Source organism: Caballeronia sp. 11_S32 (assembly GCF_056930355.1).
Genome location: NZ_JBXOWH010000001.1, coordinates 1,091,866 through 1,115,490 on the forward strand (window position 1 = coordinate 1,091,866; position 23,625 = coordinate 1,115,490).

General features: G+C 65.9%; 16 protein-coding genes. 8 read left to right on the forward strand and 8 right to left on the reverse strand.

What is annotated here, in order from left to right; translation table 11 throughout:
- Window positions 1-8: 8 nt before the first annotated feature.
- The 3 genes from AC1Z32_RS05020 to AC1Z32_RS05030 form a co-directional block, all read right to left on the reverse strand.
- Complete coding sequence (locus AC1Z32_RS05020) at window positions 9-1,598, reverse strand: aspartate:alanine exchanger family transporter (RefSeq protein ID WP_483477591.1); 1,590 nt, start codon at window positions 1,596-1,598, stop codon at window positions 9-11.
- 89 nt (window positions 1,599-1,687) lie between these two features.
- A complete protein-coding gene (glgX, locus tag AC1Z32_RS05025; RefSeq protein WP_483478204.1) occupies window positions 1,688-3,784 on the reverse strand; it encodes a glycogen debranching protein GlgX in 2,097 nt (698 codons plus the stop codon).
- Window positions 3,768-6,266 (reverse strand): glycogen/starch/alpha-glucan phosphorylase, encoded by a 2,499-nt coding sequence (locus AC1Z32_RS05030; RefSeq protein ID WP_483477592.1) that lies wholly within the window; start codon window positions 6,264-6,266, stop codon window positions 3,768-3,770. Before AC1Z32_RS05030 ends, glgX begins: the two co-directional genes overlap by 17 nt.
- Before the next feature lie 211 nt (window positions 6,267-6,477).
- Here AC1Z32_RS05030 and AC1Z32_RS05035 point away from each other — a divergent pair, with 211 nt between their 5' ends.
- Window positions 6,478-8,229: a SulP family inorganic anion transporter gene (locus AC1Z32_RS05035; RefSeq protein ID WP_483477593.1), complete on the forward strand. Its 1,752-nt coding sequence runs from the start codon at window positions 6,478-6,480 to the stop codon at window positions 8,227-8,229.
- Window positions 8,230-8,236: 7 nt separating this feature from the next.
- Here the strand turns inward: AC1Z32_RS05035 and AC1Z32_RS05040 are convergent, their stop codons facing one another.
- Entirely contained in the window at window positions 8,237-10,930 is a 2,694-nt protein-coding gene (locus tag AC1Z32_RS05040) for a winged helix-turn-helix domain-containing protein (protein WP_483477594.1), read from the reverse strand.
- 137 nt (window positions 10,931-11,067) lie between these two features.
- Here AC1Z32_RS05040 and AC1Z32_RS05045 point away from each other — a divergent pair, with 137 nt between their 5' ends.
- The 4 genes from AC1Z32_RS05045 (at window position 11,068) to AC1Z32_RS05060 (ending at window position 14,831) form a co-directional block, all read left to right on the forward strand.
- A complete protein-coding gene (locus AC1Z32_RS05045; RefSeq protein WP_483477595.1) occupies window positions 11,068-11,835 on the forward strand; it encodes a universal stress protein in 768 nt (255 codons plus the stop codon).
- A gap of 33 nt (window positions 11,836-11,868) precedes the next feature.
- Window positions 11,869-12,849 carry a quinone oxidoreductase family protein gene (locus AC1Z32_RS05050; RefSeq protein WP_483477596.1) on the forward strand — a complete coding sequence of 327 codons (981 nt, stop codon included), beginning with the start codon at window positions 11,869-11,871 and terminating at the stop codon, window positions 12,847-12,849.
- A 9-nt stretch (window positions 12,850-12,858) separates the two neighbouring features.
- A complete protein-coding gene (locus tag AC1Z32_RS05055; protein WP_483477597.1) occupies window positions 12,859-13,707 on the forward strand; it encodes a TauD/TfdA dioxygenase family protein in 849 nt (282 codons plus the stop codon).
- Window positions 13,708-13,775: 68 nt separating this feature from the next.
- On the forward strand, window positions 13,776-14,831 hold the full coding sequence (locus tag AC1Z32_RS05060; protein ID WP_483477598.1) for a beta-keto acid cleavage family enzyme: 1,056 nt from the start codon (window positions 13,776-13,778) through the stop codon (window positions 14,829-14,831).
- A 44-nt stretch (window positions 14,832-14,875) separates the two neighbouring features.
- Here AC1Z32_RS05060 and AC1Z32_RS05065 read toward each other — a convergent pair whose 3' ends face one another.
- A complete protein-coding gene (locus AC1Z32_RS05065) occupies window positions 14,876-16,120 on the reverse strand; it encodes a Zn-dependent hydrolase (protein ID WP_483477599.1) in 1,245 nt (414 codons plus the stop codon).
- Window positions 16,121-16,157: 37 nt separating this feature from the next.
- Entirely contained in the window at window positions 16,158-17,108 is a 951-nt protein-coding gene (locus AC1Z32_RS05070) for a GlxA family transcriptional regulator (RefSeq protein ID WP_483477600.1), read from the reverse strand.
- A 114-nt stretch (window positions 17,109-17,222) separates the two neighbouring features.
- Here AC1Z32_RS05070 and AC1Z32_RS05075 point away from each other — a divergent pair, with 114 nt between their 5' ends.
- Window positions 17,223-18,017, forward strand: a complete 795-nt coding sequence (locus tag AC1Z32_RS05075; RefSeq protein ID WP_483477601.1) for an SDR family NAD(P)-dependent oxidoreductase — start codon at window positions 17,223-17,225, stop codon at window positions 18,015-18,017.
- A gap of 5 nt (window positions 18,018-18,022) precedes the next feature.
- On the opposite strand, the gene AC1Z32_RS05080 is transcribed toward AC1Z32_RS05075, so the two are convergent.
- Together AC1Z32_RS05080 and garD are read right to left on the reverse strand one after the other, a co-directional pair.
- Window positions 18,023-19,228: an MFS transporter gene (locus AC1Z32_RS05080; RefSeq protein WP_483477602.1), complete on the reverse strand. Its 1,206-nt coding sequence runs from the start codon at window positions 19,226-19,228 to the stop codon at window positions 18,023-18,025.
- A gap of 100 nt (window positions 19,229-19,328) precedes the next feature.
- Window positions 19,329-20,921, reverse strand: a complete 1,593-nt coding sequence (gene garD / locus AC1Z32_RS05085; protein ID WP_483477603.1) for a galactarate dehydratase — start codon at window positions 20,919-20,921, stop codon at window positions 19,329-19,331.
- Between the two features lie 200 nt (window positions 20,922-21,121).
- On the opposite strand from garD, the gene kdgD reads away from it, so the two are divergent.
- Window positions 21,122-22,039 (forward strand): 5-dehydro-4-deoxyglucarate dehydratase, encoded by a 918-nt coding sequence (kdgD, locus tag AC1Z32_RS05090; protein ID WP_483477604.1) that lies wholly within the window; start codon window positions 21,122-21,124, stop codon window positions 22,037-22,039.
- A gap of 167 nt (window positions 22,040-22,206) precedes the next feature.
- Window positions 22,207-23,559: an MFS transporter gene (locus AC1Z32_RS05095; RefSeq protein ID WP_483477605.1), complete on the forward strand. Its 1,353-nt coding sequence runs from the start codon at window positions 22,207-22,209 to the stop codon at window positions 23,557-23,559.
- Window positions 23,560-23,625 lie beyond the last annotated feature (66 nt).

Here is a 23,625-nt window from a genome sequence, read left to right on the forward strand (position 1 = left end):
GGCAAAGTTTAGCCAGCCGCGAGCGATATGGCGATCTGCACGAAAAGGACCTTGACGATGGTCATCGACGGGAAAATCATCGCGTACATGATGTCGGGCTGATCCGTCGGCGCAATGCGATTGGCGAAGGCGAGAATCGCCGGGTTGCCGGTCGCGCCGCAGATCACGCCCACTGACGTATCGAAGGGCAGCCTGAAGATCCATAGGCAACACACGGCGGTGACGCCGACGAGAACCAGCAGCGTGATCACGCCGTAAAGCAGCAAGAGCGGCCCGGCGGTGCCCACTGTCGCGACGAACTTCGGCCCGCACGATATGCCCACCTGCGCGAGAAAGATCGTGAGGCCGAGATTGCGCAGCACGAGATTCGCCGAGAGCGGCATCACCCAGACGAACGGGCCGTTGCGCCGCGCCTTGCCGAGACACAGCGCGACCAGCAGCAGCGCGGCGAGCCCCAGGCTGAAGGCGGAAAGCCCGGGCACGGGCAGCGGAATCGCGCCGGCGAGCAGGCCCACCGCCGCGCCGATGCCGAGGCAGATGAAGCTCAGATCCGCCGTGCCCTTGATCGAATCGCCGAAGAACGCGCGCATGGTCGCCTGATGCGCGCGGTTGACGAGCAGGCCCACGCGGTCGCCCGCTTCGAGGATCAGATCGGGCGTCGAGAGCATGTCGGCGTCGCCCCGGCGCACATGCGCGATCGCGCAGTTCACGCCGTCGGGGAAACGTATGTCGCCGAGCGCCATGCCGACGACCGCCGGATTCGACGCGAACACGCGCATATAGTCGAGATCTTCCCGATGGCTCGCCATGCGTCCCGGCTGAAGTTCGCCGCACAGCGCGGTGGCTTCGTCGAGCAGACGCCGCTCGGTGGCGGTGGCGAGCAGCACGTCGTCGGCGCGCAGCGTGAAATCGGCCGTGGGAAGCTGATTGTGATGCGCGCGCCGCACCGCCGCGATCACGACACCCGAAGGCAAGCGGCTCGTGAGCTCGGCCATCTTGAGACCGAAGAGGTTCGCGTTTTTCAGCGCGATCTCCGCCGTTTCGAGAATCTTCGCGGGCGGCTTCTGAATCTTCATCTTCAGCGCAACGTTCAGCATGTAAAGGAACAGAATCGGCCCGGCGACCCCGAATGGATAGGAGACGCTATAGGCGACGGCGGCATCGTTGCTCTTCATCGATGCGATCGCGACCTGCAGGCTCGCCGTGCTGGTGCCGCTGCCGGCGAACATGCCGAGTGAATCGGCGAGCTTGATGCCGAAGTGAATGAACGCGCACGACACGAGACCCGACGCGATCACGCCGATGCACGCGGCCACGTTCGCCTTCATGCCGTCGCGGCTCGTGAGCCCGCGGAAGAACTGCGCTCCGTACTGGATGCCGATGCCGTAGAGAAACAGCAGCAGCCCAAGCGTGCCCAGCAACGCGGGCGGCGCCGATTTCGGCGCGAATGCACCGATCGCGAGCCCGACGAACAGCACTGCGCCGGAGCCGAGCGCCACGCCCTTGATGTTGATCTCGCCGATGAGATAGCCCAGCGCGATCGTCAGAAAGAGCGCGAACAGCGACTGATTTTCGAGGAAGGTTCTGACTGCATCCATGCCGCCTCCTGTGGATGGACAAAGCAACTCAGCAGTACACGAACATTAAAGGCGCTTTGTGGCGCGCAGTCCAGCACCACCGTGCACATTCATGACGATTCGAGCACGACGACGCTGCGCGCCTGCACCCGGCATGCGCCGCGCTCGACATCCGCTGTTTCTGCATCCGGCACAATATCCTGCGGCGATTCACGAGCCGTATCGACGATGCGCCGCCAGCTCCGGTTGTCGAGGACGGGCAGCGCGGCATCGCGCGCATCGTCGTGCATGTTGAAGACAATGTGCAGCATCGGCTCGCCCGGCGCCTGCCCCGCGAGCGTGAAGGCGACGAAGCGCGCGCCGGGATCGTGCCACGCAGGCGCGTCGAGCCGCTCGCCATGCCACGCGACATCGGGATGAACCTGCCCGTTCGCCGGGCGTCCCGTGAGAAAGCGGCGGCGGCGCAGGCTCGCGTGACGCTTGCGCAGCGCGATCATCTCGCGCACGAAGCGCAGCATGTCGAGCGCATCGTCCGAGAGATGCCAGTCCATCCACGAGAGCGCGTTGTCCTGACAGAACGCGTTGTTGTTGCCGCGCTGGCTGCGCAGGATTTCGTCGCCGGCGAGGAGCATCGGCACGCCCTGGCTCAATAGCAGCATCGCGATGAAATTGCGCGCCTGCCGCAGACGCAGCCCGAGGATCGCCGGATCGGCCGTGTCGCCCTCCGCGCCGCAATTCCACGAGAGATTGTCGTTGCTGCCGTCGCGATTGTCCTCGCCGTTCGCCTCGTTGTGCTTCGTGTCGTAGCTGACGAGATCGTTCAGTGTGAAGCCGTCGTGACAGGTGACGAAGTTGATGCTGTTCGTGGGCAGCCTGCCGTCGTCCTGATAGATATCCGCGCTGCCCGCGATGCACGTGCACACTTCGCCGACGAGGCCCGGATCGCCGCGCACGAAGCGCCGGATCACATCGCGGTAACGTCCGTTCCACTCGGTCCACGCCATGCCCGGAAACGCGCCGACGTGATAGAGGCCGCCCGCGTCCCACGCTTCGGCGATCAGCGGCACGCGCGCGAGCACGGGCGACGCCTCCATCGCCCAGGGCAAGGGCGGCGTGCGCAACAGCTCGCCCTCTGCCCCGCGCGCGAAGACGCTCGCGAGATCGAAGCGGAAGCCGTCGACGCCCAGCTCGCGCACCCAGTATTCGAGGCAGCGCATGATGAACGCCGATACGAGGGGATGATTGCAGTTGACGGTGTTGCCGCAGCCCGTGAAGTCGCGATAGTGCCGCGCATCGTTCTTGTCGATCTGATAAAAGGCCTCGTTGGCGAAGACCTTGAAGTGGATCACCGGCCCGTTGTTGCCGGCTTCCGATGTGTGATTGAACACGACATCGAGCAGCACGCGGATGCCCGCCGCATGCAAGGCATCGACGAATTCGCGGAACTCCTGCGGCGCGCGCGCGGGCTCCACGCAATAGCGCGGATGCGGACTGTAGAAGCTGTGCGTGCTGTAGCCCCAGTAATTGCAGAGGCCGCGTTCGGCGGCCACGACGGGAATGTCCTGCTCGTCGAAGGCCATCACCGGCAGCAGTTCGACATGCGTGACGCCGAGCGCCTTCAAATAAGGGATTTTCTCGATGAGACCCGCGAACGTGCCCGGATGCCGCACGCCGCTCGACGAATGCCGCGTGAAGCCGCCGACGTGCAGCTCGTAGATGATCGCATCGTCGAGCGTGCGGATGTCGATATCGTCGTCGCGCGGATCGAGCGGCTCCGTGACGATGCCCCTGAGCGACGCATGTTCGGCCGCATCCGGCGCGGTGGCTTGGCGGCGGTCATAGAAGCGGTCGCTCACGCCGCGCGCGTACGGATCGAGCAGTTCCTTGCGGCTCGCGGCTTCGTCGCTCATCTGCGGCACGCCGAGCGGACCGTGCGCGCGCCACGTGTAGCAGCAGCGCAGCGGAAGATCCTCGACGAGCACGTGCCAGAAGAAGAACGTCCGGTGCTCTTCGGCGGTGAGCGTGACGACCTGAAACGGCTCCGTGCTTTCCGGACCGTCGTAAAGCAGCAGCTCCACGCGCGTCGCGTGCCGGCAAAAGGCGCAGAAGTTGACGCCGCCCGGCACGACCGTCGCGCCGATAGGAAAGCGCGAGCCGGGCTTCGTGCCGTAGCGGCGCTGAAAGTGCGCGTCAGGACTGAGCAAGATCGATCCTCACGGGACGCGTCTTCCAGATGCGCTCGCAATACTCGCTGATCGCGCGGTCCGACGAGAACTTGCCCGAGCGCGCCGTATTCATGATCGACATGCGCGTCCATTGCCGCGTGTCGCGCCATGCTTCGCTCACGCGGTCCTGACACGCGACGTAATCCGCGAAATCGGCAAGCACGAGGAAAGGATCGTGTTGCAGAAGGTTATCGAGCAGCGGGCGGAACATGTCCTTATCGCCGCGCGAAAAGCGGCCTTGCGCAATCTGATCGAGCGCATCGCGCAAGTCGTCGTTTCCCTGCGCGTATTGCGCCGGATGATATCCCGCGCGCTTCGACTCTTCGACCTGCTGCGCGGTGAGGCCGAAGAGAAAGAAGTTCTCCGCGCCCGCCTCTTCGCGAATCTCCACGTTCGCGCCATCCAGCGTGCCGATGGTCAGCGCGCCGTTGATCATGAACTTCATGTTGCCCGTGCCGGACGCTTCCTTGCCCGCGGTCGAGATCTGCTCGGAGAGATCGGCGGCGGGATAGACCCAGTGGCCGTTCTTCACATTGAAGTCCGGATAGAAGACGACTTTCATCCGGCCTTTGATCGCCGCATCGTTGTTCACGACTTCCGCGATGCCGTTGATGAGCCGGATAATGAGCTTCGCCATCGCGTAGCCGGGCGCGGCCTTTCCGCCGAAGATGAAGCAGCGCGGCGCGGTGTCGAGATCCGGATTGCGGCACAGACGCCGATAAAGACTGATGATGTAAAGCGCATTCAAATGCTGGCGCTTGTACTCGTGGATGCGCTTCACCTGGATATCGAAGAGCGCGTCAGGATCGACGTCGATGCCCGTCGTGTTCCTGATGCGCGCCGCGAGCGCCGTCTTGTTGCCGCGCCGTATCGCGCGCCATGCGTCGTGAAAGGCGGAGTCGTCGGCGTGGGCGGCGAGCGCGTCGAGGCGTGCGAGATCGCGGGTCCAGTCGTCGCCGATCGTCTGGTCGAGCAGGCGCGCCAAGCCCGGATTGCTCAGCATCAGGAAGCGGCGCGGCGTGACGCCGTTCGTCACATTCGTGAAATGCCCGGGAAACATCTCGGCGAAATCGCGCAGCACGGTTTGCTTCAGCAGGTCGGAATGCAGCGCGGCCACGCCGTTGACCGCATGACTGCCGACGGTCGCGAGATTGGCCATGCGCACTTTCCTGTCGCCGGTTTCGTCGATGAGCGACATGCGCTTCACGCGCGCTTCATCGCCCGGGTATGCGCGGCGCACTTCATCGAGAAAGCGGCGATTGATTTCGTAGATGATTTCGAGCGGACGCGGCAGCAGGCTTTGAAAGAGCGGCAAGCCCCATGTTTCGAGCGCCTCGGGCAACAGCGTGTGATTCGTGTAAGCCAGCGTGCGCTGCGTGATGTCCCACGCGGCATCCCATGAAAGCAGGCGCTCGTCGATCAGGAGACGCATCAGCTCCGCCACCGCGACGGACGGATGCGTATCGTTGAGCTGCGCGGCGAAGAGGTCCGCGAAGCGGTCGATCGGCGTGCCCTTCGCATCCATCAGACGCAGCATGTCCTGAAGCGAGCACGAGACGAAGAAATATTGCTGCGCGAGCCGCAGGCGCTTGCCGGCCTCGGGTTCGTCGTTCGGATAGAGCACCTTCGAAAGCGTCTCCGAAACGACCTTTTCCTCCACGGCCTCGTAATACTCGCCCGCATTGAAGTCCTGGAAGTCGAAAGACTCGACGGCCTCGCTCTTCCACAAACGCAGGATATTGCACGTATCGACGCGATAACCCTGCATCGGCATGTCGCACGCCACGCCTTTCACCTGTCGCGCCGGAATCCAGCGCATGCGCAGCCTGCCCTCTGCATCCGTCGTGCTTTCCGTGTGCCCGCCGAAAGAGACGTAATAGCTGACGTCCGGACGCACGATCTCCCACGGATTGCCCTTCTGCAGCCATTTGTCCGTGCTTTCCGCCTGCCAGCCGTCTCGGATCTCCTGATCGAAGATGCCGAATTCATAACGGATGCCATAGCCGATCGCGGGTATTTCCAGCGTCGCCAGCGAATCCAGATAACACGCGGCGAGACGTCCCAGGCCGCCGTTGCCGAGGCCCGGTTCTTCTTCGATTGCGAGCAGATCGTCGAGATGCTGGCCAAGCGCGCGCATTGCGTCGTGCGCTTCCGCTTCCATGCCGAGATTCAGGAGGTTATTGCCGAGCTGCGGCCCGATCAGAAACTCCGCGGAAAGATAGCAGGCGACCTTCACGTCCTTCGCCGCATAAGTCTTCGTCGATGCGGCCCAGCGCGCGAGCATGCGATCCCTCACGCTGAACGCGAGCGCCATATACCAGTCCTGCGGCGTGGCGATGTCGGGATAGCGCGCCTGGCGGCAGATCAGGTTCCTCACGACATCGTGCTGAAACGCATAACCGGGCACATCGCTCGCGGCGGCTTTGGCGTTCGCGACTGCTTCGGCTGCAGGAACATCGCCCATGGTCGTCCCCCGTTCGGCTGATCACTCTGAGCAAGAATATGTTAGGCGCCGGGGAATACAAGCAGCACGCGCGATCGAATATTGCATCGATGCGTCTTAAGCGCTTCATTATTTTTACCCGCGCAACGATCGCGATGTGTGCGTCGCGCACTTGGACCCCGATCCAATTCCATGTACAACGGAATCAGTGCACACGCCGCATGGATCGCTCATGTCATCCGATCAAACCGTTCGATCAGCACAGCGCGCCGGCGGCATCGCGCAGGGCTGGCTGCGTTATCTGCCCGGCGTCGCGATGCTCAGGGAATATCGCGTGGGCTGGCTTCGCAACGACATCGTCGCCGGTCTCGTGCTGACGACGATGCTCGTGCCGGTCGGCGTCGCGTATGCCGAGGCGTCGGGCGTGCCCGGCGTATGCGGCCTGTACGCGACGATCATCCCGCTCATCGCGTATGCGATCTTCGGCCCGAGCCGGATTCTCGTGCTCGGCCCCGATTCGGCGCTCGCGGCGCCCGTGCTCGCCGTCGTCGTGCTGAGCGCATCGGGCGATCCATCGCGCGCGATGGCCGTGGCGGGCATGATGGCGATCGTCTCGGGGCTGGTGTGCATCTTCTTCGGCGTGCTGAAACTCGGCTTCGTGACGGAGCTGCTGTCGAAGCCTATCCGGTACGGCTATATGAACGGCATCGCGCTGACGGTGCTGATCAGCCAGTTGCCGAAGCTCTTTGCGATATCCATCGACGATCACGGCCCGATTCGCGATCTGCTCAGCCTCGGCAAGGCGCTCGCTGCGGGCCAGGCGAACTGGTATAGCTTTGCCGTCGGCGCGGGCAGTCTCGTGCTCATTCTTTTGCTCAAGCGCTTCGACAAGGTGCCGGGCATCCTGATCGCCGTCGTGCTCGCGACGCTGTGCGTGTACGTGTTTCAACTCGACCGCATGGGCGTGAAAGTGCTCGGGCCGATTCCGCAAGGGCTGCCCGCGTTCTCGTTGCCGTGGCTGAGCGATGCCGATTTCGTCCGCATCGTGCTCGGCGGCTGCGCGGTCGCGCTCATCTCCTTCGCCGATACCAGCGTGCTGTCGCGCACCTTCGCCGCGCGCGCCAACACGCGAGTCGATCCGAATCAGGAGATGATCGGGCTCGGCGTGGCCAATCTCGCCACCGGGCTGTTTCAGGGCTTTCCAATCAGCAGCAGCTCGTCGCGCACGCCGGTGGCCGAAGCGGCGGGGGCGCGAACGCAGGTGACAGGCATCGTCGGCGCGCTGGCCGTCGCGGCCGTTCTGCTCGCGGGGCCGAACCTGCTGCGCCATCTGCCGAACAGCGCGCTCGCCGCCGTCGTGATCGCCGCCGCGATCGGCCTGTTCGAGTTCACGGACCTGAAGCGCATTTACCGCATTCAGCAGTGGGAGTTTTGGCTGTCGATCTCCTGCTTCGTGGGCGTGGCCGTGTTCGGCGCGATTCCCGGCATCTGCATCGCCGTGGTGATCGCGGTCATCGAATTCCTGTGGGACGGATGGCGCCCGCACTTCGCCGTGCTCGGGCGCGTGGAAGGCCTGCGCGGCTATCACGACATGAAGCGCTATCCGCATGCCGCGCAGATTCCGGGGCTGCTGCTGTTTCGCTGGGACGCGCCGCTCTTCTTCGCGAACGCGGAGCTGTTCCAGCAACGTGTGATGGAAGCGGTGGCGCAAGCGCCCACGCCGGCGAAGCGCGTCGTGGTGACGGCGGAGCCGGTGACGAGCGTGGACGTCACTTCCGCCGACATGCTGCGCGAGCTGCATCGCGCGTTGAAGGAGCGCGGCATCGAGCTGCATTTCGCCGAGATGAAAGACCCCGTCCGCGACAAGCTCAGGCGCTTCGAACTGACGCCGATCTTCCCCGACGCGTGCTTCCATCCGACCATAGGCAGCGCGGTCGATGCGTATATCGATGCCGCGCGCGGCGATGAGGCGCTGGCCGACTGAAGGCAGCTTACTGCACGCCCTCGAGAAGACCGAGCGCGATGGCGCGCCGCACCGCGTGCTTGCGCGAGCTCGCGTCGAGCTTGCCGAACAGATTCTTCAGATGCCACTTGACCGTACCCTCGCCGACCGCCGCCGCGAGCGCGATTTCCTTGTTGGTCAGGTTGCGCGCGAGCAGTTCGAGAATTTCGCGCTCCTTCGGCGTGAGGATCACGCTCGGCAACGCGCGCGGGCCGCCCTCGCCCGAGCGCGGCGGCACGCGCACGACATGCGGCGGCACGATCGGCCGCTCGCCCGGCCCAGTCGCGCCCGCCTCGCTGACGCGCCGGGCCCAGTCGGCGAGCGCGGGATGCGCGTCGATCAGCACGCGCCCGAGGCGATACGCCCGCGAAAGGTTCAGCGCTTCGACGAACAGCGTGTGCCCGTCGCCGCTCGCGCGCTCGAGCGCGAACGCGCGCAGGGCCATCAGTTCGATGCGCTGGCGGCCGAGCTTCATCGTCGTGGCGATCTGCTCGGCGCGCTCGAACGGCTCGATCGCGGCCTGCCAGTCCTGCCGGGCGAGCGCGGCGCTGCCGTGCGCCATCGCCTGGAGCGTCTGCACCGACTGACGCCAGATGGGGCCGCGCGCGCCGATGTGTTCATCGACGATCGCATCGATACGCTCGACGAGCGCGTCGCAGGTTTGCGCGCGGTAGCGGCCCGCGTGCGCGCTCACCTGCTCGCCGAGGCTCGTGAGGCAAAGACGCGGCAGATTGCGCGCGACGCCCATCGCGTGGAGCATTTCGAGCAGATCGAGCGCGCGATGCTCGTCGCCGCGCAAGGCCGCGATGCGCGCCGCCGTGCGATACGCGAGCACGACGGTCTCGGGCATCGCCGCGCGCTCGAGCACGTCGAGGCGGTTGGCGAGCAGCGCGCCGGCCTCGTCGATGCGATCGTCCTCATACGCGATCGATGCGCACGTCGCCGCGAACATGCACGTGAGCGGATGTCTGCGCCCGAGGTCCTCTTCGGCGCTCGCGAGCGCGGGCAGGAGGACGCTTTCGGCGAGCTTCACCTGGCCTTCCCGCATCCACGTGAGGCCGACCATGTGATCGCCCCAGCGCGCGAGATAGCCGAGGCCCTTGCCGATCTGCGCGCGCGTCACCGCCTGCTGCAGACGCCTCGCCTGCGCGGGCTCGCCGAGCAGCATCGCGCGGGCGGCGAGGCGGTTCGCGTGCGCCTGCGCGAGCCACGAGTCCTTTGGAGGCGGCTTCTGCGCCCACGGCTCGAAGAGCGCGAGGAAGCGGTCGGGATCGTCGGCGTACCAAGCGGCCGCGCTCAGAATCAGCGCGCATTCGTAGCGCAGGGCATCGTCGGCGCCCGGCGATGCGAGCACGCGCTCCACCTGCACTTCCGCCTCCTGATGACGCTCGCCGAGCGCGAGCGCCCACGCGACGGCCAGGCGCAGCCGCGGCCGCTTTTCCAGCTCCGGCTCCGGCAGGCGCTCCAGCCAGTCGAGCACGGTGCCGAGCTGGCCCTGTTTCACGGCATCGTGCAGCGATTGCTCCGCGAGCTCGTACGCATGCTCGCGATCGCCCGCCGCGTGCGCGTGACGCGCGGCCTGTTCGAGCATGCCGCGCCCGGCGAGCCAGTGCGCCGCGCGCCGATGCAGTTCCGCGCGTTCCGGCTCCGGGAGCGCGGCGAAGCGCGTTTGCAGCACGTCGCGCACGAGCGGATGCAGGCGGCACCACTCGCTTTCCTCGGCGGTGACGAACACCGGCGTGTCGCGGGTGAGGCGCGCGAGGTGTTGCGGGGCGTCGTCGTCGTCGGTCAGGGCGGCGCACAGGTCGGGATGCAGCACGTCCGCCACGCTGATGCGCGTGAGAAAGCGTTCGTCCTCGCGCGAGAGCTCCTTGAGCAGCGCCGCGACGAGCGGTTCGCGCAGGCCGCGCGGCCCCGCCGCGAGATTGTCGAGCGCCGCGCGGGGATCGTGCGCGCGTGCCATCGCGGTGAGCGCGAGCTGCAGGCCGAGCGGCCAGCCATCGGTGATTTCGAACAGGCGCGCGCTGGCATCGGCGTCCACGCGCGCGCCGAAGCGCTGCGTGACGAGCGCGATGGTCTCGTCGACGCGAAAGCGCAGCGCCTCCGGACCGACGAGCTCGGCCTGCCCGTAGGCCAGCAATTCCGCCGCCGGCTTGTCGAGACCCTGCCGCCCCGCCGCGACGATGCGCAGATTCTGCGGCGCGTTGTGCATCACGTAATCGAGCAGTTGCGCGCCGGAAGGCGGCAGCCTGTCGGCCTCATCGACGATCAGCACGACATCGAGCGAAAGCTGCGCGAGCTCGGCGAGCCACGCGGTCGCGAGATCGAACGCCCCGGCGGGCGCGCCCGGGCTTTCGGCGATCCCCCGGCCAAAGGTAGGGCGCGCGCAGCCCGTGCGGACCGCGTGGACGAGCGCGCGCAAAAAGCGCTCGGCGTCGTCGCGGTCGTCGGCGAGCAGCCATGCGACGGCCGCGCCGCGCGCCAGAAACTCGCGCCGCCATTGCGCGAGCAGCGAGGTCTTGCCGTAGCCCGCGCCCGCCTGCACGAGCACGATCTGGCGGCCGGCGCCCGGCGCGCCGGCCGTGCTTTCGGCGGTGAGGCGCGCGCGCGCGAGCAGGCCGGATGGCGCGCGCGGGGCCATTGTCTTCAGTACGAGTTCGGTGGATGGGGCGTCGTTGGGCATAGTGAATTTTTGTAATTCGCTCAAGGATGGTTCGTTTGGCGCGCCTGCGTCAAGCCCCTCCCGACGCGAGAGGGGCGCGGGGGCGCTCCCCGCACTACGATGCATCCAATCGTGCAACTGTAAGCGGAAGGATCATCATGTACCGACACCTGCTCGTGCCCGTCGAGCGCAGCGACGCGTGCGTCGAGGCGATTGGCCATACGGCCGAGCTCGCGCGTTCGCTCGGCGCGCGCATCACGTTCGCCTGCCGGACGGCCGCAAAAGGCGGCGATGCGGCGCAGCATCGGCATGCCGAGGCGCTGCTCGCCCGCGCTCAGGCCGCGGCGCGCGCCCAGGGCGTGGCGGCGTCGGTGCTCGCCGTGCCTGGCGGCGCGACCTTCGGCGATCTGGGCCAGGAGGCATCGCGTGATTACGACCTCGTTTGCATCGCGCAGGGCAGCGCCGTGCCGCCGGTTCCGGGCGTCGCCATTCTGGTCTGCCCGAGCGACGCGCGCCCGGCGGTGGCCAAAGTGGTCGGCGCGCTGCTCGCCGCGCATCGCCTGCAATCGGATGCTTACGACGACGCGCTCGCCGCGCTGCGCACGAAGCGGTTCGATCCGCGAACGATTGAAGGACTTTGCGAAGAACACTGCGAGGAAACGGCATTGACGTCGGCATTGCGCGAGCGCACCTCCGCGCTCGATGCCGAGCTCGACGAACTCGCGCGCCTCGCCGAACGCGAAGCGGCGCTGCTCACGGGTATCGCGGCATCGCCCATGAGCGACGTGGTTATCGAAGATGCCCTGCATGCGTGCGCGCGCTTCGCGTGGGAACGCATGGGACGTATCGAAGGCGCCGTGCTGCCGGCAGCGCGCCGCTATCTGCGCGACGCCGACTGGACCGCGCTCGCCCACAAGGCGCGCTGACACTACCGCAACGAAATTCTGGAGATGAAAACCATGGCACATGCAATCCGCTTTCACGAAACCGGCGGCCCCGAAGTCCTGCGCTGGGAAGAAGTCAGCGTCGGCGAGCCCGGCCCGACGGAAGTCCGTCTGCGCCACGAGGCGGTCGGCCTCAATTTCGCGGATACCTACTTCCGCTCCGGCCTGTATCCGGTGCCGCTGCCCGCGGGCATGGGCGTCGAGGCCGCGGGCGTCGTCGAGAAAGTCGGCGCGAACGTCACGCATCTGAAGGAAGGCGATCGCGTGACCTACACTGGTTTCGTCAACACGCTCGGCGCGTACAGCACGGAGCGCATCATCTCGGCCGCGCCGCTCATCAAGCTGCCCGATGCGATCGACTGCACGCGCGCCGCCGCGATGACGATGCGCGGCCTCACCTCCGCGTATCTGATGACGCGCATCCGCCGCTTCGAGCGCGGCGACACGCTGCTCTTGCACGCGGCGGCGGGCGGCGTCGGACTGATCGTGTCGCAATGGGCGAAGCTGCTCGGCGTGACGGTGATCGGCACGGTGTCGAGCGAAGAGAAGGCGCGCGTCGCGCGCGAGCACGGCGTGACGCATGTGATCGACTACAGCCGGGAAGACGTCGCCGCGCGCGTGCGTGAGCTGACCGACGGCAAAGGCGTGAACGCGGTGTTCGACAGCGTCGGCAAGACCACCTTCAACGCATCGCTCGATTCGCTCGCGCGCCGCGGCCTGATGGTCTGCGTCGGCACGGCATCGGGGCCGATTCCGCCCTTCGATCCGCAACTGCTCGCGATCAAAGGCTCACTGTTTCTGACGCGCCCGGCGCTCGCGGACTACATCGCCGATCCGGCCGAAAAGGACGCGCTCGCCGCCGAACTGTTCGATCACGTCGCGAACGGGCGCATTCGCATCGAAATCAATCAGCGCTACGCGCTCGCTGACGCACAGGACGCGCACCGCGATCTCGAAGCGCGCAAGACCACGGGTTCGTCCGTGTTCGTCGTCTGAGGAGACATCATGCGTATTGAACAACTCACGTGCGCCATCGGCGCTGAACTCAAGGACGTCCGGCTCGCGGACGCCATTCACGACGATTCGCTCTTCGCCGAGATCCGCGCCGCGCTGCTCGCGCACCGCGTGCTGTTTCTGCGCGATCAGGAGATCACGCGTGCCGAGCATGTCGCGTTCGCGCGCCGCTTCGGCGAGCTGGAGGATCATCCGGTCGCGGGCAGCGATCCGGAGAATCCCGGGCTCGTGCGCATCTACAAGAATCCGGATCAGCCCAACGACCGCTATGAAAACGCATGGCACGCGGATGCCACGTGGCGCGAAGCGCCGCAATTCGGCGCGGTGCTGCGCTGCGTGGAATGCCCGCCGGTCGGCGGCGACACGATGTGGGCCAACATGGCGCTCGCATATGAAAGACTGCCCGCGCAAGTGAAGGAGCAGATTGCGGATCTGCGCGCGCGGCACAGCATCGAGGCGAGCTTCGGCGCGGCCATGCCCATCGAGAAACGTCTCGCGCTCAAGGCGCAGTTTCCCGATGCCGAGCATCCGGTCGTGCGCACGCATCCCGAGACCGGCGAGAAAGTGCTGTTCGTCAGCGCGTTCACGACGCACTTCACCAACTATCACACGCCCGAGCGCGTGCGCTTCGGCCAGGATGCGAATCCGGGCGCGGGCCAACTGCTCGCGTATCTGATCAGCCAGGCGTATATCCCCGAATATCAGGTGCGCTGGCGCTGGTCGAAGAACAGCATGGCGATCTGGGACAACCGCAGCACGCAACACTATGCGGTGATGGACTACCCGCCGTGTCATCGCAAGATGGAGCGCGCGGGCATCATCGGCGACGTGCCTTTCTGACATTCGGTGCCGGCCTTCAGGTCCGGCATGGCTGACCGTTTAATTCGCATACCTTAGCGGAGTACAACATGCAATTCTTCGATGATTCGCTGCATCCCGAGAATCAGGATAAGGTCGTGATCACCGTCGCGCCGTATGGGCCGGAGTGGATGCCCGCGGACTTTCCCGAAGACATTCCCGTGACGATGGACGAGCACGTGCAGAAGGCCGTCGACTGCTACAACGCCGGCGCGACCGTGCTGCATCTTCATGTGCGCGAGGAAGACGGCAAGGGCAGCAAGCGTCTCTCGAAGTTCAACGAGCTGCTCGGCCGCCTGCGCGAAGCGGTGCCCGACATGATCCTGCAAGTGGGCGGCTCGATTTCGTTCGCCCCCGAGGACGACGGCGCCGCCGCCAAATGGCTTTCCGACGATACGCGTCACATGCTCGCCGATCTCACGCCGGCGCCCGATCAGGTGACCGTCGCGATCAACACGGTGCAGATGAACATCACCGAGCTCATGAACCGCAAGGACATCGCGGGGACGTCGCTCGCCGAGCCCGCGTACTGGGAAGCGTATCGCGAGATGACGGTGCCGGCCGGTCCCGGCTGGGTCGAAGAGCATCTGCGCCGCCTGCAGGAAGCGGGCATTCAGCCGCACTTCCAGCTCACGGGCATGCACTCGCTCGAAACGCTCGAGCGCATCATCCGGCGCGGCGCGTATCGCGGGCCGCTCAACGTGACGTGGGTGGGCATCGGCGGCGGCTTCGACGGCCCGAATCCGTACAACTTCATGGAGTTCGTGCGGCGCTGCCCGGATGGCTCGTGCATCACGCTCGAATCGCTGATGAAGAACGTGCTGCCGATCAACACGATGGCCATGGCGATGGGCCTGCATCCCCGCTGCGGCATCGAGGACACGATCATCGATCAGCACGGCAACCGCATGACGTCCGTGCAGCAGATCGAGCAATGCGTGCGCATCGCGCGCGAGCTCGGCCGTGAGATCGCGAGCGGCAAGGAAGCGCGCGAGATCTACAAGATCGGCGTGCAGTACGACAGCGTCGACGAGACGCTCGCGAGCCTCGGCATGAGCCCGAACCGCCGCGCGGGTCAGCTCAACGTGCCGCTGCGCGCCGCGTAAAACGCGGTCCGGCCATGCGCCGGACCGCGTTTTCGGAGGACGGTTTATCGCGGAGATTGGCCGGCCAGGTGCCGGAGGATATCGGCGGCCGCCCTGGCCGCCACTTCGCAGCCCAGTACGATATGCGCGTCGGCCGTATCTTCGATGAAGTCGTGGCTGACTCCGCCGATGCTCGGCACGAACAGCATGCACGCCGGCACATGATGCGCGATGACCTGCGCATCGTGCGACGCGCCGCTCGGCATGCGCTCCCATTGCCCCGGCGCGAGCGCTTCGGCGGCGCCGGCGATATGCGCCTGCAATGCGGCGTCCATCATCACCGGTTCTTCGGGCGGCTCGCTGTCGGTCATGGCGACGCTCACTTTCCCTTCAGCATTGAAGTCGCGGATGAGCGCCGCGAGCGCGGTCTCCATCGCGCGCAAACGCTCGGCGTTGGCGTCGCGGAATTGCAGATACATATCCGCCGCGCCCGGCACCACGCTGAATGAGCCCGGATCGAGGTCGATGCGTCCGACGGTCCACACCGTATCGGCATCGGCGATCTGACCGAAGGCTTCGTCCATGCGCGCGATGAACGCGACGAGCGCTGCGCCCGCATCCCGGCGAATCGACATCGGCGTCGTGCCTGCGTGATTGCGCTGGCCCGTGAAACGCAGCTTGAGTTCGCGTATGCCGACGATCGTCGTCACCACGCCGATCGACTTGCCATGCGCCTCCAGACGCCCGCCCTGCTCGATGTGCGGCTCCATGTACGCCTTGTGCCGCGTCTTGTCGAGGCGCACGCGCGGCGCTTCGGCGAGTCCCGCCTGCTTCAGTGCATCGCCGAGCAGCACGCCTTCGCGATTGCGCGCGCTGCCGATGGCTTCATCGACCGGTTCGCCGACGAAGCTGCGGCTGCCGAGAAAGCCTGAGAACGTGCCCTCTTCATCGATCCACGATGCGACGTCCAGCGCGAAATGACGCGTCGCCTCGCATTCGGCGAGCGCGCGTGCGATCTCCAGGCCGTAGATGACGCCGAGCGCGCCGTCGAGCCAGCCGCCGGTCGGCTGCGTGTCCGTGTGCGAGCCGATCAGAAGCGCCGGGCCCGCGTTGCGCGAGCGGCCGAAGACCGTTCCAACGCCATCGATCGCCGCGCGCAGGCCCGCGTCGTTCATGCGCTCCGCGAGCCAGCGGCGCGCGTCCATATCGACCGGCGACAGCGAAAGGCGCACGACGCCCGGTCCTGTCGCGCCGAACGTGCGCAGATGTTTGAGGTCGTTCAGCAAGCGGTCCGGATCGATCTTCAACACGGTGTGTCCTTGTTCTGCGTGAAAAAGGCGTAAGTTATCAGACCTGCGCCCGAGCTTCGCGCCGCACTTCCTGCGGCGGCACGCCGAAGCCGCGCATGAACGCCTCGCGCATGTGACGCCGGTCCCTGAAGCCCGTCTCGAGCGCGATGGTTTCGAGCGAATGCCGGCTCTTTTCGATCATCAGCCGCGCCGCTTCCAGCCGCAGCCCCTCGATGGCCTTCGCGGGCGATTGCCCCGTCTCCAGCGTGAACACGCGGCTGAATTGCCGCGGGCTCAGATGCGCTTCGCCCGCCAGTTCCTCGACCGTCAACGGACGGTTCAGGTTCTCGCGCGCATAGTTCAGCGCGTTCTGGATGCGATCCGACTTCGGCGCGAGATCGAGCATCTCGGAATGCTGCGACTGACCGCCCGCGCGACGCTGATACATCACGAGCTTGTGCGCGACCGAGCGCGCCACGTCCGCGCCGAGATCCTTCTCGACCATCGCGAGCGCGAGATCGAGGCCGGCCGTCATGCCCGCCGACGTCCAGACCGGGCCATCGACGATGAAGATGCGGTCCTCCTCCACGCGCACATCCGGAAAGCGGCTCTGCATCTCGCGCGCGTAGGCCCAGTGCGTGGTCGCGCGCCGGTTCGCGAGCAGGCCCGCCTCCGCCAGCACGAAGCCGCCCGTGCAGATGCCCGCGATACGCCGTGCGCGCTTGCCCGCGCGGCGGCGCAGGAACGCGAGCACGTCGGCGGGCGACGGCGTGGTGAGCGGCTCGTTTACGCCCGCGACTATCCATGTGTCGATGGCGGTGCGCGGCGTGACCGGCTTTGTGTCGACCTTCATGCCGAGCGACGAGCGCACTTCGCCGCCTGATATCGAATAGTTTTCGATGCTGTAAAACGCCTCGCGCGCGGTGACGTTCGCGTACTCGAACACCGACTGCGACGCGAGCGCCATGATCTGAAAGCCTTCGCTCAGCAAGTATCCGACGCGATGCATGTCCGTTCACCCACCAATGTCTTGAATCCGTACCATATACGTCATTTGCGCCACCGTCAAACGCGCCGACAATTCACTCACGCAATCACCACTTTCTTCGAACGGAGTGAAATCATGACGCAGGCACACCTCGGCACGGCGCTCGTCACGGGCGCGTCTTCCGGCATCGGCGCGGTCTATGCGGAGCGGCTCGCGCGGCGCGGCTACGACCTGATTCTCGTCGCGCGCAATCGCGACCGCCTCGCGACTCTCGCCCGGCGCATCACGAACGAGACGCGCCGCAGCGTCGAAATTCTCGACGCCGATCTGAACGACCGCCAAGCGCTCGCCGCCGTCGAATCGAAGCTGAAGGAAGACGCGAGCATCACGCTGCTCGTGAACAACGCGGGCATCGGCACGCATACGCCCTTGCTCGACAGCGACGTCGACGCGATGACGCGCATGATCGCTCTGAACGTCACGGCGCTCACGCGCCTCACCTATGCGGCGGTGCCCGGCTTCGTCGCGCGCGGCAAGGGCGCGGTCATCAATATCGCGTCGATCGTCAGTATTGCGCCGGAGATTCTCAACGGCGTGTATGGCGGCACGAAGGCTTTCGTGCTCGCGTTCAGCCAGTCGCTGCATCGCGAACTATCGGGCAAGGGCGTGCGCGTTCAGGCCGTGCTGCCCGGCGCCACCGCCACGGACTTCTGGGAAACGGGCGGCCTGCCGCTCGACAAGCTCGACAAGGCGATCGTGATGTCCGCGACCGATATGGTCGATGCGGCGCTCGTCGGTTTCGATCGCGGCGAGCTCGTGACGATTCCGTCGCTGCACGACGGCGCGAAGTGGGATGCGTATGAAGCCGCGCGGCAGGCGATGGCGCCCGAGCTTTCGACAAACTCGCCCGCTGCGCGTTACGCCGCGTAGCCGCTTCAATCGCCGGGCGTGAGCGTGCGTGGCGTCAGCACGCACATGATGAGCGGTATCACGGCGATCGCGGCGCCCGCGAAGAATGTCATCGAGGCGCCGTGGCGGTCCCAGATCCAGCCGGCGATCACGCTCGACAGCACCATGCAGACGCCGCTCGCGAGATTGAACACGCCGAACGCGGTGCCGCGCAGCGCGGGCGGCGCCGATTCGGCGACCATCGCCGCGAGAATGCCCTGCGTGAAGCCCATGTGCAGCCCCCACACGGCGACGCCCGCGAACAGCGCGATCATCGAGTCGCGGGCGCCGAGCAGCACATCGGCCGCGATCAGCAGAACGAGGCCGCAGGCGAGCAGCGCGCGGCGGTCCCAGCGATCCGACAGCACGCCGGCCGGATAGGCGCTGAGCGAATAGGCGAGGCTCATCACGACCATCACGCCGGGAATCCAGGCGATTTCGAGCCCGGCCTGCTGCGCGCGCAGCACGAGGAACGCCTCGCTGAAGCGCGCGAGCGTGAAGGTCGCGCCGATGCCGACGACATACCAGTAGCGTCCGGAAAACGCGCGCATCGACTTCCAGTGCAGCGGCGAACGGAACGCGCGTTGCGCGGGCGCGGATTCGGGTTCGCGAACGCCGACGAGAATGATGCCGACCGCGACGAACGCCGGAATGGCGGCGAACCACAGCACGGTGCGGATGTGATCGGAGAACGCGAGCATCAGCACGATGGCGAGGAGCGGCCCGGCGAACGCGCCGATGGTGTCCATCGACTGGCGCAGGCCGAAGCACGCGCCACGGATCTCGGGCGGCGCGACATCGGCCACCAGCGCATCGCGCGGCGCGCCACGGATGCCCTTGCCGAAGCGGTCCAGCAGGCGTGCCGTCGCGACCAGCGCGGGGGTTTCGGCGAGCGGGAACAGCGGCTTCGTCAACGCGGCGAGGCCGTAACCGAAGAGCAGCAAGCCCTTGCGGCGACCGAGCCAGTCGCTCAGCGAGCCGGAAAAGACCTTCACGATCATCGATGTCGCTTCGGCCGCGCCTTCGAGCGCGCCGAGCGCGGTGACGCTCATGCCCATCGTGGTCACGAGGTAGATCGGCAGCAGCGCATGAATCGGCTCGGACGACAGATCCATGAAAAGGCTGACGAGGCCGAGCGCCCAGATGGTTCTGGGCATGGGAGGACGTCGTGGCGATGTGGCACGGGATGGCATCGGCTGAGACTCGGAGGGCGAGTTGATTCGGCTCCATCGTGCCAAAAAAATGCCCCGCTCGAAGCGGGGCATGTCGATCTTACGGCCAGCACGGTTCGAATCAGGTCACCGGCGCCGGATTGAACAACACGAGCGCGTTATGCAACTTCAGCGCCTCGGCCTTCGTCTGCGTCTTCCCGCTCGCGACATCGAGCATCAGGCGGAACAGCTCCCAGCCCACATCCGCGATGGTCGCTTCGCCCGTCGCGATGGTGCCCGCGTTCACGTCCATCAGATCGTGCCAGCGGCGCGCGAGATCCGAGCGCGTCGCGACCTTGAGCACCGGCACTTCCGCGAGGCTGTACGGCGTGCCGCGCCCCGTCGTGAACACATGCAGATTGATGCCCGCCGCGAGTTGCAGCGTGCCGCAGATGAAATCGCTCGCGGGCGTGGCCGCGTAGATCAAACCCTTCTGCTTCACCTTCTCGCCCGGCGACAGCACGCCGGAAATCGCCGAGCTTCCCGACTTGACGATGGAGCCCATCGCCTTCTCGACGATATTCGAAAGCCCGCCCTTCTTGTTGCCCGGCGTCGTGTTCGCGCTGCGGTCCGCGCCGCCTCGCTTCAGGTAATCGTCGTACCACTGCATCTCGCGGATGATGGCCTGCGCGACCTCGCCGTTCGCTGCGCGCGCCGTCAGTTGCGCGACGCCGTCGCGCACTTCCGTGACTTCCGAGAACATCACGGTCGCGCCCGCGCGCACCAGGAGATCGGTCGCGAAGCCGACAGCCGGATTCGCCGTCAGGCCCGAGAACGCATCGCTGCCGCCGCACTGCACGCCGACGACGAGATCCGCCGCCGGACACGTCTCGCGCCGGCGATTGTTCAGCCGCTTCAGGTGGGTCTCCGCCATGCGCATGATCGACTCGATCATCGACGCAAAGCCGACGTGCGATTCGTCCTGCAGCACGACCGTGCCGCCGTTGTCGTCGTGCGTGTTGTCGCCAATGTCCGCCACGTCTTCCGTTTCCGCCGAAGCCGAAGCGATCGGAATGGTGCCCGGCGGCATCAGGCGCTCCGGCTGCAGCTTCTCGCAGCCGAGCGAAACCATCATCACTTCGCCGCCGAAGTTCGGGTTCAACGCGATGTTGCGCACGGTGCGGATGGGCACCATTGCGTCGGGCGCGTCGATTGCCACGCCGCAGCCGTAGGTGTGGCCGAGGCTCACGACATCGTCGACATTCGGGTATTGCGGCAGCAGCTCCCCCTTGATGCGCGTGACCGCATGCTGCACGACATCCGCGACGCATTGCACGGTGGTCGTGATCGCCAGGATGTTGCGCGTCCCGACCGAGCCGTCCGCATTGCGATAGCCCTCGAACGTGAAGCCTTCGAGCGGCGATTCGTCCGGCGCCTTGATCGTCGCGATGGGCAGGTCGTGCAGTTCGGGCGGCGTCGGCATGCGCGTGACGTGCTCGTTGATCCAGCTTCCCTTCGGCAGCGCCTTCGTCGCATAGCCGATCACCACGTTGTAGCGGATCACCGCGTCGCCTTCCGCGAGATCCTTCAGCGCGACCTTGTGACCTTGCGGCACGCGCTCGCGCAGCACGAGGCCATCGGCGAACGTGGCGCCTTCGCCGAGACCGCCGTCGTTCACGACGATCGCGACGTTGTCGTCCGGATGGACGCGAATATAGAGAGGGGACTGATTCATTCTGACGAATCCTTGAGCGAACACCGCGTGGCTGCGGCTTGGAGTTATGTCATCCTACAACATAGACCGTCACAATTGGTAAGTATTTACCCGTAGCGCTTGATCTTATTGGCTTAAATCGATTGTACGACGACTGTCTATGTTGTACGATGACTTATAAGCTCGGCAACCGCCGGTCGCTGACCAACGAGATACACACCATGACGACACCGCAAGAACTGAAGCAAATCGTTTCCGAAGGCCTGCTCTCCTTCCCCATCACGGACTTCGACAAGCAAGGCAACTTCCGCGCGGATACCTACGCGGAGCGCCTCGAATGGCTGGCTCCGTATGGTGCTTCGGCGCTGTTCGTCGCGGGCGGCACGGGCGAGTTCTTCTCGCTGACGCAACCCGAATATTCGCAGATCGTGAAGACGGCCACCGAAGTGTGCCGCGGCAAGGTGCCGATCCTCGCGGGCGCGGGCGGCCCGACCCGCACGGCCATCGCGTTCGCGCAGGAAGCCGAGAAGCAAGGCGCGCAAGGCATTCTGCTGATGCCGCACTATCTGACGGAAGCGTCGCAGGAAGGTATTCGCGCCCACGCCGAAGAGGTTTGCCGCGCCGTGCCGAACATGGGCGTCATCATCTACAACCGTGCGAACTCGAAGCTCAACGCCGACATGCTGGAGCAGTTGGCGGACTCGTGCCCGAACCTGATCGGCTTCAAGGACGGCGTGGGTGAAATCGAGAACATGGTGACGATCCGCCGCCGCCTCGGCGACCGCTTCTCGTACCTCGGCGGCCTGCCGACGGCCGAAGTCTACGCCGCCGCGTACAAGGCGCTGGGCGTGCCGGTGTACTCGTCGGCGGTGTTCAACTTCATCCCGAAGACCGCGATGGAGTTCTACCGCGCGATCGCCGCGGACGACCACGCGACCGTCGGCAAGCTGATCGACGACTTCTTCCTGCCGTACCTGAAGATCCGCAACCGCAAGGCAGGCTATGCGGTTTCGATCGTCAAGGCGGGCGCGAAGCTCGTGGGCCACGACGCGGGTCCGGTGCGCGCGCCGCTGACCGATCTGACCGAAGAAGAGCTGGAGCAGCTCGACGTGCTGATCAAGAAGCTCGGCGCGCAGTAAGCGATACGACAACCGGAGCAAGGCGCTGAAGCGCCGGCTCCAGTCGCAGGAGACAAGCGAAGCGGGGGAACGCGTGGCGCTGCAACGGCGCCGTGCGTCGCTTCGCACATGAGGGCCGCTCGAGCGGCCCTCCGTGCATCAGCACGTTCGAGTTCAAGGGGAAGTCCATGTCGATGAGCCGCACCGCGAATCCCGCGGACGTCATGAAGCGCACCAAGGTGCGCTATCTCATTCTGTTGCTGATCTTCGTGATCACGACGTTCAACTACGCGGACCGCGCGACCCTGTCCGTGACCGGCTCGGCGATGCGCGCCGAATTCGGCTTCGATGCGATCCGCATGGGTTACATCTTCTCGGCCTTCAGCTGGGCGTATGTGCTCTCGCAAGTGCCCGCGGGCTGGCTGCTCGATCGCTTCGGCGCGCGGCGCGTGTATGCCGCGAGCATCTTCCTGTGGTCGCTCTTCACGCTGCTGCAAAGCTCGATCGGCCTGCTCGGCAGCGCGGCCACCGCGGTGACCGCCCTCTTCGTGCTGCGTTTCGCGATGGGCGCGGCGGAAGCGCCCGCCTTCCCGGCCAATGCGAAAGTCGTCGCGAGCTGGTTTCCGACGAAGGAGCGCGGCACGGCATCGGCTATCTTCAACTCCGCGCAGTACTTCGCGGCTGTCGTGTTCACGCCGTTGATGGCCTGGCTCACGCACGCATTCGGCTGGCATCACGTGTATATCGTGATGGGCGTCGCGGGTCTGGCGCTCGCGCTCACGTGGCTCTCCGTGATGAAGAATCCGGCGGATCATCCGCGCGTGAACAGGCAGGAACTGGCGTACATCGAGGAAGGCGGCGGTCTCGTGCATGGCCATCATCGCGCGGGCGGCGCATCGCGTGCGTCGGGCAGTCGCGTGGGCTGGCCGGTCGTCAAGCAGCTGCTCACCAATCGCATGCTGCTCGGCGTGTATCTCGCGCAGTACTGCATCAACGTGCTGACGTACTTCTTTCTCACGTGGTTCCCCATCTACCTCGTGCAGGCGCGTCACATGACGATTCTGCAGGCGGGATTCGTCGCGTCCCTGCCGGCGATCTGCGGCTTCACGGGTGGCGTGCTCGGCGGCGTGATCTCCGATGGCCTCATCCGCCGCGGCAAGTCGCTGACCGTCGCGCGCAAGGTGCCGATCGTCGGCGGCATGCTGCTGTCGTCGTGCATCATCGGCTGCAATTATGTCGATACGGACTGGGTCGTCGTCGCGCTGATGTCGCTCGCGTTCTTCGGCAAGGGCATCGGCGCATTGGGCTGGGCCGTGGTCGCGGATACGTCGCCGAAGGAAGCCATCGGCCTTTCCGGCTCGATCTTCAATATGTTCGGCAACGTGGCGGGCATCGTGACGCCGATCGTGATCGGCTATCTCGTCGCGCAGTCGGGCTCGTTCAATGGCGCGCTGGCGTTCGTCGGGATCAATGCGTTGATCACGGTCTTCAGTTATCTCGTGATCGTGAAGGACATCAAGCGCGTCGAACTGCGCGTTTGATGAGCCTGAACTGAGACGAGCCCGTTGCGTCGATGACGCAACGGGCTCGTTTCATTTGGGCGGCCG

What these genes read in the sequence shown, in the direction of transcription:
- AC1Z32_RS05020 (WP_483477591.1), bottom strand. Translation starts at nt 1,598, where the DNA reads ATGGATGCAGTCAGAACCTTCCTCGAAAATCAGTCGCTGTTCGCGCTC.
- AC1Z32_RS05030 (WP_483477592.1), bottom strand. Translation starts at nt 6,266, where the DNA reads ATGGGCGATGTTCCTGCAGCCGAAGCAGTCGCGAACGCCAAAGCCGCC.
- AC1Z32_RS05035 (WP_483477593.1), top strand. Translation starts at nt 6,478, where the DNA reads ATGTCATCCGATCAAACCGTTCGATCAGCACAGCGCGCCGGCGGCATC.
- AC1Z32_RS05040 (WP_483477594.1), bottom strand. Translation starts at nt 10,930, where the DNA reads ATGCCCAACGACGCCCCATCCACCGAACTCGTACTGAAGACAATGGCC.
- AC1Z32_RS05045 (WP_483477595.1), top strand. Translation starts at nt 11,068, where the DNA reads ATGTACCGACACCTGCTCGTGCCCGTCGAGCGCAGCGACGCGTGCGTC.
- AC1Z32_RS05050 (WP_483477596.1), top strand. Translation starts at nt 11,869, where the DNA reads ATGGCACATGCAATCCGCTTTCACGAAACCGGCGGCCCCGAAGTCCTG.
- AC1Z32_RS05055 (WP_483477597.1), top strand. Translation starts at nt 12,859, where the DNA reads ATGCGTATTGAACAACTCACGTGCGCCATCGGCGCTGAACTCAAGGAC.
- AC1Z32_RS05060 (WP_483477598.1), top strand. Translation starts at nt 13,776, where the DNA reads ATGCAATTCTTCGATGATTCGCTGCATCCCGAGAATCAGGATAAGGTC.
- AC1Z32_RS05070 (WP_483477600.1), bottom strand. Translation starts at nt 17,108, where the DNA reads ATGCATCGCGTCGGATACTTGCTGAGCGAAGGCTTTCAGATCATGGCG.
- AC1Z32_RS05075 (WP_483477601.1), top strand. Translation starts at nt 17,223, where the DNA reads ATGACGCAGGCACACCTCGGCACGGCGCTCGTCACGGGCGCGTCTTCC.
- AC1Z32_RS05080 (WP_483477602.1), bottom strand. Translation starts at nt 19,228, where the DNA reads ATGCCATCCCGTGCCACATCGCCACGACGTCCTCCCATGCCCAGAACC.
- garD (WP_483477603.1), bottom strand. Translation starts at nt 20,921, where the DNA reads ATGAATCAGTCCCCTCTCTATATTCGCGTCCATCCGGACGACAACGTC.
- kdgD (WP_483477604.1), top strand. Translation starts at nt 21,122, where the DNA reads ATGACGACACCGCAAGAACTGAAGCAAATCGTTTCCGAAGGCCTGCTC.
- AC1Z32_RS05095 (WP_483477605.1), top strand. Translation starts at nt 22,207, where the DNA reads ATGTCGATGAGCCGCACCGCGAATCCCGCGGACGTCATGAAGCGCACC.